The organism is Pseudoramibacter porci (assembly GCF_009696145.1).
GTDB classification, from domain to species: domain Bacteria; phylum Bacillota; class Clostridia; order Eubacteriales; family Eubacteriaceae; genus Pseudoramibacter; species Pseudoramibacter porci.
Map to the genome: position 1 here is coordinate 1 of NZ_VUMO01000014.1, position 11,506 is coordinate 11,506.

13 protein-coding genes are annotated in these 11,506 nt (G+C 48.3%); 6 read left to right on the forward strand and 7 right to left on the reverse strand.

What is annotated here, in order from left to right; all coding sequences use genetic code 11:
* Window positions 1–159: 159 nt before the first annotated feature.
* Entirely contained in the window at window positions 160–678 is a 519-nt protein-coding gene (locus tag FYJ52_RS08885; RefSeq protein WP_154576869.1) for a nitroreductase family protein, read from the reverse strand.
* A gap of 135 nt (window positions 679–813) precedes the next feature.
* On the opposite strand from FYJ52_RS08885, the gene FYJ52_RS08890 reads away from it, so the two are divergent.
* Window positions 814–1,290 carry a hypothetical protein gene (locus tag FYJ52_RS08890; RefSeq protein WP_154576870.1) on the forward strand — a complete coding sequence of 159 codons (477 nt, stop codon included), beginning with the start codon at window positions 814–816 and terminating at the stop codon, window positions 1,288–1,290.
* 30 nt (window positions 1,291–1,320) lie between these two features.
* Here the strand turns inward: FYJ52_RS08890 and FYJ52_RS08895 are convergent, their stop codons facing one another.
* The gene (locus tag FYJ52_RS08895; protein ID WP_154576871.1) at window positions 1,321–1,467 is read right to left on the reverse strand and encodes a hypothetical protein; all 147 of its coding nucleotides are present in this window, start codon (window positions 1,465–1,467) and stop codon (window positions 1,321–1,323) included.
* A 96-nt stretch (window positions 1,468–1,563) separates the two neighbouring features.
* Here FYJ52_RS08895 and FYJ52_RS08900 point away from each other — a divergent pair, with 96 nt between their 5' ends.
* Entirely contained in the window at window positions 1,564–1,923 is a 360-nt protein-coding gene (locus FYJ52_RS08900; protein WP_154576872.1) for a DUF1304 domain-containing protein, read from the forward strand.
* A gap of 95 nt (window positions 1,924–2,018) precedes the next feature.
* Entirely contained in the window at window positions 2,019–3,104 is a 1,086-nt protein-coding gene (locus FYJ52_RS08905; RefSeq protein ID WP_154576873.1) for a CapA family protein, read from the forward strand.
* Window positions 3,105–3,201: 97 nt separating this feature from the next.
* On the opposite strand, the gene FYJ52_RS08910 is transcribed toward FYJ52_RS08905, so the two are convergent.
* Complete coding sequence (locus FYJ52_RS08910) at window positions 3,202–5,181, reverse strand: bifunctional diguanylate cyclase/phosphodiesterase (protein WP_154576874.1); 1,980 nt, start codon at window positions 5,179–5,181, stop codon at window positions 3,202–3,204.
* Between the two features lie 270 nt (window positions 5,182–5,451).
* On the opposite strand from FYJ52_RS08910, the gene FYJ52_RS08915 reads away from it, so the two are divergent.
* Together FYJ52_RS08915 and FYJ52_RS10260 are read left to right on the forward strand one after the other, a co-directional pair.
* Window positions 5,452–6,036, forward strand: coding sequence for a helix-turn-helix domain-containing protein (locus FYJ52_RS08915; protein WP_154576875.1), 585 nt, complete (start codon window positions 5,452–5,454; stop codon window positions 6,034–6,036).
* A 141-nt stretch (window positions 6,037–6,177) separates the two neighbouring features.
* Window positions 6,178–6,309, forward strand: a complete 132-nt coding sequence (locus FYJ52_RS10260) for a hypothetical protein (protein WP_268892596.1) — start codon at window positions 6,178–6,180, stop codon at window positions 6,307–6,309.
* A 311-nt stretch (window positions 6,310–6,620) separates the two neighbouring features.
* Here the strand turns inward: FYJ52_RS10260 and FYJ52_RS08920 are convergent, their stop codons facing one another.
* Window positions 6,621–7,895: an ATP-binding protein gene (locus FYJ52_RS08920; protein ID WP_154576876.1), complete on the reverse strand. Its 1,275-nt coding sequence runs from the start codon at window positions 7,893–7,895 to the stop codon at window positions 6,621–6,623.
* 314 nt (window positions 7,896–8,209) lie between these two features.
* Between FYJ52_RS08920 and FYJ52_RS10265 the strand changes: the two genes are divergently transcribed.
* Entirely contained in the window at window positions 8,210–8,341 is a 132-nt protein-coding gene (locus tag FYJ52_RS10265) for a hypothetical protein (RefSeq protein ID WP_268892597.1), read from the forward strand.
* Window positions 8,342–8,455: 114 nt separating this feature from the next.
* On the opposite strand, the gene FYJ52_RS08925 is transcribed toward FYJ52_RS10265, so the two are convergent.
* The 3 genes from FYJ52_RS08925 to FYJ52_RS08935 all read right to left on the reverse strand — a co-directional run bounded on the left by FYJ52_RS08925 (window position 8,456) and on the right by FYJ52_RS08935 (window position 11,459).
* On the reverse strand, window positions 8,456–8,626 hold the full coding sequence (locus tag FYJ52_RS08925; RefSeq protein ID WP_154576877.1) for a hypothetical protein: 171 nt from the start codon (window positions 8,624–8,626) through the stop codon (window positions 8,456–8,458).
* Window positions 8,627–8,924: 298 nt separating this feature from the next.
* Entirely contained in the window at window positions 8,925–10,418 is a 1,494-nt protein-coding gene (locus tag FYJ52_RS08930) for an ATP-binding protein (protein WP_154576878.1), read from the reverse strand.
* 9 nt (window positions 10,419–10,427) lie between these two features.
* Window positions 10,428–11,459: a hypothetical protein gene (locus FYJ52_RS08935; RefSeq protein WP_154576879.1), complete on the reverse strand. Its 1,032-nt coding sequence runs from the start codon at window positions 11,457–11,459 to the stop codon at window positions 10,428–10,430.
* Between the last annotated feature and the right edge of the window lie 47 nt (window positions 11,460–11,506).

The window sequence follows — 11,506 nt, forward strand, 5'->3', positions numbered from 1 at the left end:
TTTTTATGTCGGATGCAATGACCCAAAAACCCGCACGTCAGGCCAGCTGCTTCCCCTATTATATAAAAATAAGTGCAGCAGGATGAGAATTTCTTCTCTGTCTTGCTACACTTATATGGTACTAAAAACCTGCCTTTCGGCAGGTGCGATTCCGCTGCATTAAAGTTCCTTGACCAATTCGTCTCTCGAGCGGTTTTCGTTGTGCAGGTGTGCCGCGTGGACGCCGTCCTGGGCGTAGCCCATGGGCATGAGCAGCACGACCCGTTCGTTTTCCGGCAGGTTAAAAGCCTTTTCGGTCTGGGTATTGGGGAAAAAGTTGACCCAGCAGGAGCCGATGCCCAATTCCCAGGCTTCGAGCATCATGTGGGTCGCGACGATGCTGACGTCTTCCTGTCCGGCGGTGACGCCTTCTTCCAGCGGATTTTTCCACTGTTCATCCTTATTGTAGGTGAACATCAGCACCACCGGCGCGTGGAAGGCGCAGCGGGTCAGGCCGTTTATTTTTTCCAGCGCTTCCGGGCTTTTGAGCACGTAGCACCGCCACGGCTGTTCGTTGTGGGCTGTCGGTGCGATGATGCCCGCTTCGATGATTTTGTCGAGCTTGTCGTCTTCGATCGGGGTGTCTTTATATTTGCGCACGGAATACCGCGCTTTCGCTAATGTCATAAAATCGTCCATGATTCTACCTCCGTCTTTCATAAAGTCTTTGATTAGTTTAATCTTTTTTCTTTAATTGTACTTTAAGTTTAATTTTTGATTTGCCTGCTACACTGATTCAATAATCTAAAATCAACTGATGAAGGGAGCATCATCATGGCAACCGATCGATGGAAAAAATTACTGGAAAAGGGCAGCGACCTCGCTTCTAAGGGCGGCCAATTTGTCAAAGAAGGCATCGACTCCGGCAAAGAAGAGCTGCACCACCGCTTCAACGACGAAGGCTATCAGCAGGGCCTCGAAGAAGGCAAGGAACAAGGGCTCAAGGACGGGCTGGCGCGCGCCATTCAATGTCTGCTGGAAGTGGGCGCCGACAACGCCGACATGGTCCGAGTGCTCGGGCAGTTCTGGAACTTGAACGAAGCCGACGCCAAGGGCTACCTCGCTCAGGAAAAATCTAACGCGGCCATCCGCGCCCTCTCCCATTACCTGAAGGCCGAAATGGCGTGGCCTAACGCTGAAATCGACGACTTCCTCGCCGCGCACCACGTCCGGGATCAGCTGGAAGACAACCCGAAGCTCTGGAAGTACGAAAAAAATCCGGCTAAGCTTTACAAAATGCTGCAGGGCTGATGACGACGCCGTTTATCAAAAGATGACCGCTTAACCATTGGCGATCATCTTTTTTATTTCAACCACAAAAAAATCCAAGCCTGCGCCTGGATTTGGAATAAGGAAAAAGGCAATAAACCAAGGTCGCCTTAAATCTGTGTAAAGCTTTGATAAAATGCCCTCTTTTTCTCTGCACACCGCCCGCCGCCAATCGTCTTGACTTTTCGCCCGTTTTCGTCTAGATTAAAAGCCAATTCAACGATCTCATGGATCGCATCAAAGGAGGCTTATGCTATGATTCTGCCAATTAAAATTTTGTCTGTTCTGGTGGCGCTCGAATTTTTCTACATTCTTTACCTTGAAACTTTCGCGACAACGTCGGACACCACGGCCCGGGTTTTCGGCATGGACAAGGCGGAGCTCGCCCGCCCGTCGGTGCAGACCTTGTTTAAAAACCAGGGGATTTATAACGGGCTCATCGGCGTGCTGGTGCTCTTGGCCGCGCTGGTTTTCGCGAGCAAAATCGCCGTCATGCTGCTCATGGGCACCATCGTTCTCGTCGCCCTCTACGGCAGCTTAACCAGCAGCCCGTCGATTCTTTTCAAGCAGGGCGGCCTGGCCATCGTCACGCTGATTTTGTGTGTGATTTTTTAATCGCCTGTCGCGCGATCCAGCTTGCACCCTCTCCCGATAAATGATATCATCTAAAGTTATTAATAGATTACATTTATTTTAAAGGAGGGTGTGTGATGTCTCTTCGATCTTTTCGCCGTGTTCTGCTCTATGTGTGCGCCGTTTTGTGTCTCGCCGCGCTGTGCGGCTGCGGCCAACAAACGTCTTCAAAAGCGCCTGCCAAAACCGTTAAAAAGGCTGCCGCGGCAAAACCTGCCGCCGACGTGACCTTATCTGCCGCCGGGGACTGCACCCTCGGCGTCGATTCCCGGTACAGCACCGCCTTCAACAGCGTTTACCAGCGCCGCGGCGCCGCTTACTTTCTCGATCAGGTCCGCGACGTGTTCGGCGCCGACGATCTGACCATCGCCAACCTCGAGGGCGCCCTGACGACTTCGACCGACCGCGCCGTCAAGACGTTCACCTTTAAAGGGCCGGCGGCTTACACCGCAATCTTAAAGCACGGCCGCGTCGATGCCGTGACCCTCGCCAACAACCATTCCCACGATTTCGGCGAGACCGGTTTTACCGACACCCAGGCAGCCCTGGACAACGCCGGCATCCCCTACTTCGGCTACGACACCATCGCTTATCCGCGCGTCAAAGGCGAAAAATTTGCATTGATCGGCCTCAACGGGCTGGACGACCCCAGCGAGGCGACACTGACGAAACACATTGCCCGCGCCAAAAAACAGAAGCCTGACGCGATTGTCGTGTACTACCACTGGGGCATCGAGCGCAACCCGATGCCGGAAGCCTACGAAACGGCGCTGGCCAAATCGGCGATCGACCACGGCGCCGACCTCGTCCTCGGCTCCCACCCCCACGTGGTGCAGGGCATCGAAAAATACAAGGGGCGCTACATCGTCTACAGTCTCGGCAATTTCTGTTTCGGCGGCAATTCCAATCCGGCTGACAAGGATTCGATGATCTTTCAGCTGACCTTCCACTTCGAAGACGGCAAGCTCACCGCCACGGACAACGCCAAGGTGCTGCCCTGCGCCATTTCCGGCCACACGGGCTCCAACGATTTCCAGCCCCGGGTGCTGACCGGCCGCGAAGGCGCGCGCGTGCTGGACAAAATCGCCGCCCGCAGCCAGAGCTGGGGCGTCGCGATCGATCCCGACGGCCGTGTGCACATCTCGGACGCCGCGGCAAAATAACACGGCCTTTTCACCCATATGCTCACAACAAAAAAAGCATCGCACGTTGGCGTGCGATGCTTTTTTGTTGGCTGCATAAATCAAGCGGGGCGCCGCTTTAAAATTGAAACCCCTCCTCCGGGATCTGATCGGGCGGAACGGGTTTGCTGAAGAGATAGCCCTGGGCGTAGGTGCAGCCGACTTCCTTAAGAAAGGCGTAGTGTTCTGCGGTTTCAACGCCCTCGGCCACGGTCCGAATGCCCAGATCGGCCGCCATCCGGCAGACGTCGCGCACGATCGTCTTGGACCGTTCGTCGAATTTCCCCATGAAGACCATATCGATTTTGATGACGTCAAATTGGTAATCCTTCAAGACGTTGAGGGACGAGTACCCGGAGCCGAAATCGTCCATCCAGACCTCCAGCCCCATGTCGTGGAAGCGGCGGACGGCCCGCTGCATGACGGCCGAATCGCCGTTGAGGGCGGTCTCTGTGATTTCCACGTGGACCAGCTTTTTGGGGATCTGCTCTTCGCGGATGATGGCCTCGATTTCGCCGAACAAATCGATGCCGGCCTCTAAATCGGTCCGGGAGATGTTGAAGCTGATGGGCAGCACCGTCCGTCCGGCCGCCTGCCAATCCCGGACCAGCTGGCCGTATCGGCGCAGCACGTTGAGATCGATCTTGTAAATCATTCGGACCCTTTCCAGCGGCTCGACGAATTGGTCGGGCGTGAGGAAGCCGTACTGGGGATCGCTCCACCGCGACAAAGCCTCGTAGCTGGCGACTGCTTTGCGCTTGATGTCGACAAGGGGCTGATAATAGACCTGCAGCCAGCCATCCTCGACGGCCTTGTCCACGTGGGCCAGAACGTGGAGACGGATCGCTTCATTCTGACGCATGGCGTCGTCGTAAAACTGTACGGCCTTTCGAGTGCCGTTTAAATGGCGGGTGGCGACCGCGGCCAAATCGATGAGGGTCGTCAGCTGGCTGTAGTGGGTTGTATCCCCGGCCGGCTGATCCCAATCCTTCACCGGGCAGAGGCCTACGCGAAACATCAGGGTCTCATCTAAACTGAGGGCTTCGACCTTTTCTGCGACCTGCGCGAACTTTTCTTCGGCCTGATGAACCGGCACGATCCCGACAAAATGGGTGCCGGAGATCCGCGCGACAATCCCGTCCGGGAAGGTCTGCGTCAGCAGTTCCGCCGTCTGGTGCAAAATGACCGTCCCGGCGTCGTAGCCGTGAAGGATGTTTACGTCGCGGAAGTTGGCGATATCGGAATAGAATACGGCCAGCGCCGGTCCATTCGCCCGAACCTGGCGAATCATGACGCCGCCGTGTTCCAGCAGATAGCTCAAGCTTTTGGCACCGGTCACCGTGTCGTCATCGTGGGCGCGGATGTAATTTTCGTATTTCATGATCGCGAAAAAATTGAACTTCATGAAAATGAGGAAGAGAATCACGAGCAGGCCCCCCGTGATCGCCACCGCGTAAGCTAATTGATTGCCGACGGTGTCTGCGCCGCCGTTGAGCACGATGCGCGGCAGCTCCGCCTCCGCTCCGATCAACATCATGAAGGCCATGGCGGTGCCGTGGAAGCGCCGATCCATCCGCAGCACTGATTTTTCGAAAAGGATATAGCGGATTTCTTTTCTAAAGCAAAAGACCAGCGCCAAGCTTAAGCCCACCGTGATCAGCAGGCGCTGCAGCGTCGTCATGGCGATGAGCATCGCGAGGCAGTTGGCGTTGAAAAACAAGGTATAGATAAACGCCGGGGCCGGCCCCTGAACGCCGACGATTTCCCGGTACAGGCCCATCAGGAAGAAAACCGGCAGCAGCAGACAGCCCGTCGCGATCAGAAAATCCAAAAGGGTGCCCGCGGCGTGCACATGGCTGACGATCCCGAAATACAAAAGCCCCGAGAGCATCTGCGCCGTATTGTACGACACCAGGAAGGACAGGATGAACTTCTGCACCTTTGTCTTCGTGTCCGCGCGCTGAAACACCAGCCGGAGCGTGACCCACGCGAAGACCACCCCCTGCACCACGTCAGTGTAATTTCTCGACCAATAGGCCGCCAACCATTGTCCTAACATTGATTTCCCCTCACGTTTTATGCGTCGATACCGATCCCCATGATCCCCCGCGCCGCCGCACGCTCCCCTGACGATGGACCGGCTGCAGACCAAAATCCCTAAAGAGATCAATGGGTTATAACATTTAATCCTATTATGTCATATGGCATCGATAATCGCAATATAAATTCGCATTTGTGAGACTCTAAGATCGCCGCTCTACGCTCCGTAGGTTGTCTGTCGGCGCCCGCCGTGCTATCCTTTTGTCATCCAAAACAGGAGGACACCGATATGAACAATTACGTCACCGGGGCCACCATCAAACGGCTCCGCGAAAAACAAGGCTTGACTCAGTCCCGTCTGGGCGAAAAACTGGCCATCAGCGATAAAACCGTCTCGAAATGGGAAACCGGCAAGGGCTTCCCCGATATTTCTCTCATTGAGCCGCTGGCTCAGGTGCTCGGCGTCTCGATGCCGGAGCTGCTCTCCGGCGAGGAGATTATCAACACCAACCGCGCGGCCAATCTGCTGCGCTCCCACCTCTACGTCTGCCCGATTTGCGGCAACGTGCTTTACGCCACCGGCTCGGCCATGATCTCGTGCTGCGGGATCACCCTGCCGCCCCTCGACGCCGAAGCGGCGGACCCCGACCACGCCGCAGTCTGCACCAAAATCGATGACGAGCTGCACGTTGCAGTCGACCACCCGATGACCAAAACCCACCACCTCACCTTCATCGCTTATCTCAACGGCGGCCGGTTCGAATTCGTCCGACTCTACCCCGAGGGCGCGGCCGAGGCGCGGTTCTTCACCCGCGGGCACGGCGTGCTCTACTGGTATTGCAACCACCACGGGCTTTTTTCGCAAAAAATATAGAGAAACCCAAAAATGATGTAAAAATATTTTAATTACTTGATTCAAATCAAGGATCGCGTCAGCTTCTCGCTCTATACTTTAGGCATCAACAATAAATCCTGTTTTCGGGTAAAAACCTAAAAACTGAAAGAAGGTATAATCATGAAGAGAGAAGCATTAAAACGTTTATATGGCCATCCAGAAGATGTCAGACGCGTCCTTGGTGTCAGCGAATCTTCGTTCAAGCGCTTATACCGTACGCCGAAAAATGTCTGGACCCTCGGAAGGCATTAAACGAAACGGTTAAATTGAACTCCTAAATCAATAAGTCTTAACTTTCACAGACCCCACCGGCAAAGCCGGTGGGGTCTGTTTCCGTGTCAAGCGCCGCTTGAATTCTGTCGAATTCAGGCTGGAGCGCACTTAAAGTGCACGTTTTTCATACTTTTCAAAAAGTTCTTTTCGTTTTTCGAAAGTTACTTAAAAAATTGCTTGAAGATCATTTCGTCTTCTCAACGATTATTGATTGAATAATTTTTGAAAATAATCTACAACCATTTGCAGTTGCGTAATCCATTCGACGTTCATCAGCATCTCTCTGTTCATCAAGGCTTCAAACAGGAAATTGGCACGACACACACACCATCTTCCCGTTTGTAGGCAAAGGGGGCAACACCGCACAACACCATTAAAAACGACGGCACCTTCATTTTTGATGTATCGATTTTATTTGCTAAGGCGATCAGATTTTGAGCTCCTTCTTCTATATACGGGTCTCCTCCAAGCTTAACCTCGATCAGACCATACGCACCGCTTCGCAAATGCATGACCGCATCACATTCGAGATTCGTTTTATCGCGATAGTGATAGATACTGCCGTCTAAGACATCCGCATATACGCGCAAGTCCCGAATACAGAGATTTTCGAAGATTAGCCCCATCGTGTTTAAATCATTGAGCAAGTCATTGGGACCAAGTCCCAGCGCTGCCGTGGCAATCGACGGATCGACGAAATAACGTGTATCCTTTGAACGAATAGCTGTTTTTGAGCGCAAATTTGGATTCCATGCTGGAGAATCTTCAATAACAAAAATCTTTTTTAATGCGTTGATATAGTCATACAGCGTCGTCGCACTAAAGCTTTCTGCTGTATCATTCGCAATTATATCTTGACGAATGGTCTCAAGTGACGCCTGTGAGGCAATATTTCTAGCATAAGATCGCAGTAACCGCTTCGACCGCTCCGTATCGCGAGCGGTCCCATCGACGCGGCGGATGTCGTTAGAAACGACCGCATCGTAATAATCAATGGCCTGCCTTAACGCGATCTTCTCTTTTTCGCCAATCGCTCTTGGCCATCCGCCGCGACAGATTTCAAAGGCGATATCTTCAATGGTATGATCGTCCATGCCTGCAATATCTTTTCCATCAAATAAATCTTTTAACGATACTTGTCCATTAGAATCACCGGATTCATACAAACTCATTGGACGCATTTTCATCCTTGCGATGCGTCCCGTTCCCGTGTGTGCCGATGCATCCAACTCCACCGGCACGGCCGATCCTGTCAAAATAAACTGACCGAAATCATACCGTCGATCGACTTCGTATCGAACCGCATTCCAAAGATTCGGCGCGAGCTGCCATTCATCAATCAGACGCGGCACTTCGCCTTTTAATAACAACGTCGGATTGAGTGCCGCCATCTCCTGATATTGTCTTGTCTGGTCCGGACGATCCATCTCAAGTACACTTTTTGCAAATTGTTTACCTGTTGTCGTTTTGCCACACCATTTGGGACCTTCGATCAAAACAGCTCCTTTTGATTCGAGCCTTTCCGTTAAAATACGATCCGCCATTCTTGGCATATATGCTTTCATTTTTCATGCTCCATTATAGTATTTGGACTACTTTTAGTATAGCATTTGGCGTTTATTCATTGAAGTGTTTGGACGTTTTTTGTTGTAGTATTTGGACCATTTCTATTGCAGTGTTTGGCATTTTATCGCATTGAAGCCATAAAATTAGAAGAGCATGCTTTGTGTTGAATATTGAAAATAGTAAATTGATGAAAAAAATTTTGTGTAACTTGATTCAAATCAAGGATGGCGTCGGCATACCGCTCTATACTTTAGGCATAAACAATAAATCATGTTTTCGGGTGAAAACCTAAAAACCGAAAGAAGGTATAATCATGAAGAGAGAAGCATTAAAACGTTTATACGGTCATCCGGAAGATGTAAGACGCGCACTCGGCGCAGGCGAATCGGCGTTCAAACGCCTCTACCGCACCCCGAAAAACGTCTGGACCCTCGGAAGACATTAAACGAAACGTTGCATTGAACTCCCAAATCAATAAGTCTTAACTTTCACAGAACCCACCGGCTCCTCCGGTGGGTTCTGTTTTTCGGAAGAGCCGCCTTTCAGCGGTGCTTCTTTTTTATTTTTTAGGTACATTTTCAATTGACGTTTCTTTTTGTTCCTGGCGCTGGCTTTTTTCCGCGTCGATCGCCGCCTGGATTCTGTCGAATTCAGGCTGAAGCGCATCGTATGCCGCTTTAACCTGCGGATCTTCGAGCAGACATTCTTTAAAAGCTTCGTAGCTTGCCATCTTTTTCTTCCTCCGTCTTTTTTGAAACCGCGCTGCAACCCTTCTGGATTTCCCTTCGTAGAGAACACACCTATTAACTTGATACCTACTTAATACTTACCCTTAATACCTGAAACATCTTCATAACGCCCTATTTTATGCGAGTTTTAGCGATTTTCGTATTAATTTTGTTCCACTAAGCTGTGTATCTACTTGATACCTAATACTAGACTCAGAGTTTGCCAAAACATCCCATTTATACAGATTCAACGGTTTAAATGCCAAATTAACCTCACAATGCCGCGCGTTAACTTGATACTTACTTGATACCTACTTGATACTTATTCTCTTTAAATATCATTTCATAGGATCTTTTTGGATCGTGTTTATCTCCCCTTGCTTTAATTACGCCTAATTGCATTAAATGATTAATTCTTTTAATAACCGTTCTATTTGATTTACCAAGATGTTTCTCTAAATCCGTACGACTTGCCCCACCGTGGCTTGTCATATATGCAACAATCTGCCGTTCTAAATCATCAAGATCATGCCACAACGCTTCACCTAAATTTTGCAATGCGTGCTCGTTCTGTCTTGTCTTGCGCACCTCGATATTATTTTTCAACGTCAATTTCACACTGAAATTCGGTTCACTGTATTCCGGTTGATCAAGAAAGAAGCCCTTCATATCTGCGTAAATCCGCTTAACACCTTCGTTGAGTTCCCGAACCCAGCCCATCTCTGTCAACACACGGGAGATCGTCGGATTGCGAGAGAACCGCGTCTCGCGAATATTCTCAACCGTAACGACATTCGGCAACTTACCAGGGCTTTCGATTTCCAGTCTGTCATCATACATCGTCACCAGGATGTAATTGCCCATCATCGCGTATTCCCGGTGTGTCACAGCGTTAACAATCCCTTCCTGCCACGCGAATTCCGGATACTCTGGCACCGTTTCAAACAAACCGGTTTCTGGGTTCAACGCAGTGAATTCTCGAAACTGCGTAGCCAAGTATTCCTTGGATTTATCGATGATTTTTAGAATCGGATATTCGATGTTGTGATCCTTGATAATATTCATCCGCGTACCGACTTTAGCCGATGTGCCGTCGTAACGAATAAATCGGATTCGACAGTTTGGATAAAACTGGCGCACGTTTTTAGCGAACAAAAGCACCGCCGCGTTAGTCAGATGTTTTTCACCGTCCCGCATGACGAGAAACCCTCTAGCCGAAAGCATCTGCTCAATCGATACGTCCTCTGCCTCGATACGTTTCTGATATTCCCGAAGCAGGTCTTCATCCAAATCTTCAATTTGGGCGTATTGGTTAATTCCATCCTCATAGTGAATCGCGTTTTTTGCGTATTCCAAATTGCGGAGATTTTCACCGAGTATTTCCTTTTTCTTGTCGCCAATGCGTAGAAATGTCCGGTCATCGACAGTACGAATAATCTGATCAACGCTGCTGAAGATGTGTAAAAGCAGCAGCCGATCCGATTCGCCCTTGTCGTTTTCAATCTCGATGAATTCCTCCCGGTATTTTGGCATAGGCTTGCAGAGATCTTTTGGTGCGTTGATAAAATTGTTGATCTTGTCCTCACCGACACTGTTCACACCCTCAAGTTTTCTTTTCTTGTCGCTGATCCCAAGGACGATCGTCCCGCCGTCCGCATTTGCAAAGGCTGAGATCAGCGGAGCGAGATCTTTTACACGAAACTGTGCGGATTTCCGATCAAAGTATTTGTTTTCATCCTCATGTTGGATGTAATCCAGTGTTAGTAGTGGACTGATTTTTGATCCCTTGTGCATGTGGGCTCCTTATTCTTGAATTTTCAGCATTTTCAATTTTGATTCATCGATATTAAACCAGGAAAGCAAATAAGTTTCTATTTCATCTAAATACCTCGACAAATCTATTGTATATTCTTCAAAAGATTCTCCGTGAAAACAGCTTTCGACAAGCCCATAGAGCGGCTTTGTTTTACAAAAATATTCTGGTTTAATGGCTGGTTTGTTTGTTTTTTTATCAATAAAACCATAATGCATCATACAGCTTCGAAATTCTGATGAAATTAAATTTTCTCCCTTTTTTATGAATTTAGTTAGATCCTGTTCAAGTTCAGCAATTTCTTCATTAAAACTTTTTTTATTTAAATTATGGAAATAATTTCTAATTTTTATCATTCCTAAACGTGAATAATACATAGTAATGTATCTTATTCGTGTTAAATATGGACATTTCCATATCAACATTGAGGATAGTTCATGCTGAACAAATCCTATATATGACGTTATTATCAGCACTATTAAATTTATGTCTTTATTAACGGGGTTCACAAATATATCTTGATCATTCGTATTAACATCTAAATAATTAAAGTTCGAAAAAGAATAGGCAATATTTATTGATCTTTGTAAATACTCATCCAATTCAGTATTTCCTTCAGCACCTAATAATTCCATCATTTTTATCGCGCCGTTGGATAATCTAAATCCTAATGTATTTGGAAGATCTTTATCATTTTTCATAAAATAATAAAGAGAATAGGAACAAAAAATAATGTGCTTATTTTCATCAAACCAGATTCCAAGATTGTTACTTGTCGTAGAATTTTCATTAGGAAATTGTTCTATTTCATTTTCAAAAAAATACGTTGCGTCTTCATCAATTTGAGAAATTTTATTTTCTATTTTTGTGAATTTTTTTGATAATAATTTTATACCGTTCCGAATTTGGGTAATTAATTTTTCAATATCATCGTCATCATCGTCTCTGTATATTGAGTTTTTACATAATTCTTTCAACGAATTATAGTATAGTGCCCAAAAAAGAATTAGTGGTGAACTCATGCTACTCAATGCTTTTTTACTTTGGTCATCGATCTCTAATAAATTAA

Coding starts and splice junctions, on each gene's coding strand:
- FYJ52_RS08885 (WP_154576869.1), bottom strand. CDS start 678: ATGGACGATTTTATGACATTAGCGAAAGCGCGGTATTCCGTGCGCAAA.
- FYJ52_RS08890 (WP_154576870.1), top strand. CDS start 814: ATGGCAACCGATCGATGGAAAAAATTACTGGAAAAGGGCAGCGACCTC.
- FYJ52_RS08900 (WP_154576872.1), top strand. CDS start 1,564: ATGATTCTGCCAATTAAAATTTTGTCTGTTCTGGTGGCGCTCGAATTT.
- FYJ52_RS08905 (WP_154576873.1), top strand. CDS start 2,019: ATGTCTCTTCGATCTTTTCGCCGTGTTCTGCTCTATGTGTGCGCCGTT.
- FYJ52_RS08910 (WP_154576874.1), bottom strand. CDS start 5,181: ATGTTAGGACAATGGTTGGCGGCCTATTGGTCGAGAAATTACACTGAC.
- FYJ52_RS08915 (WP_154576875.1), top strand. CDS start 5,452: ATGAACAATTACGTCACCGGGGCCACCATCAAACGGCTCCGCGAAAAA.
- FYJ52_RS10260 (WP_268892596.1), top strand. CDS start 6,178: ATGAAGAGAGAAGCATTAAAACGTTTATATGGCCATCCAGAAGATGTC.
- FYJ52_RS08920 (WP_154576876.1), bottom strand. CDS start 7,895: ATGAAAGCATATATGCCAAGAATGGCGGATCGTATTTTAACGGAAAGG.
- FYJ52_RS10265 (WP_268892597.1), top strand. CDS start 8,210: ATGAAGAGAGAAGCATTAAAACGTTTATACGGTCATCCGGAAGATGTA.
- FYJ52_RS08925 (WP_154576877.1), bottom strand. CDS start 8,626: ATGGCAAGCTACGAAGCTTTTAAAGAATGTCTGCTCGAAGATCCGCAG.
- FYJ52_RS08930 (WP_154576878.1), bottom strand. CDS start 10,418: ATGCACAAGGGATCAAAAATCAGTCCACTACTAACACTGGATTACATC.
- FYJ52_RS08935 (WP_154576879.1), bottom strand. CDS start 11,459: ATGAGTTCACCACTAATTCTTTTTTGGGCACTATACTATAATTCGTTG.